Source organism: Streptomyces sp. AC627_RSS907 (assembly GCF_019049165.1).
This window is the reverse complement of sequence record NZ_JAGMUE010001479.1, coordinates 1-543: the sequence shown is the minus strand read 5'-3', so window position 1 is coordinate 543 and position 543 is coordinate 1. Positions and strand designations below refer to the sequence as shown.

The window sequence follows — 543 nt, the reverse complement described above, 5'->3', positions numbered from 1 at the left end:
CACCCTCCCCGTCGCGTTGCCGCCGGAATCGACGGCGGCCACGCTCCAACCGGGACTGTCAGTGCTCGCTGCTACGTTCCACGGATGTCGAAGATCGTGCCCTACACCGGTGGCGAGAAGGAAAGCCTGCGCGCCAGCCTCGACCGCCACCGCGACGCGGTCCTGTGGAAGCTCGACGGCCTCGACGACGAGGCCCTGCGGCGACCGATGACTCCGTCGGGAACCACCTTGTTGGGCCTGGTGAAGCACCTGGCGACCGTCGAGTACGGATGGTTCTGCACGGCGTTCGGACGCGAGACCGAACCCTTCTGGTTCGACCCCTCCACGGAAGACATGAGTGTGGGACCGAATGAGGCCACGGCGGACATCGTGGAGTTCTACGGCCGTGCTCGCGCCGCCGCCGACACGGTGATCGAGGAACTCCGACTCGACGCCCTGGGCACCTCCTGGAACGGCAACACCGTGTCCATGCGCTGGGTGCTGATCCACATGATCGAGGACACCGTGCGCCACGCCGGCCACATGGACATCGTGCGCGAGCTC

Annotated in this window: 1 protein-coding gene; it reads left to right on the top strand. The window is 66.9% G+C overall.

Annotated elements, in window-relative coordinates; translation table 11 throughout:
• Positions 1-84: 84 nt before the first annotated feature.
• A partial coding sequence (locus KUM32_RS42550) for a DinB family protein (RefSeq protein ID WP_217146925.1) occupies positions 85-543 on the top strand: 459 nt, incomplete at its 3' end.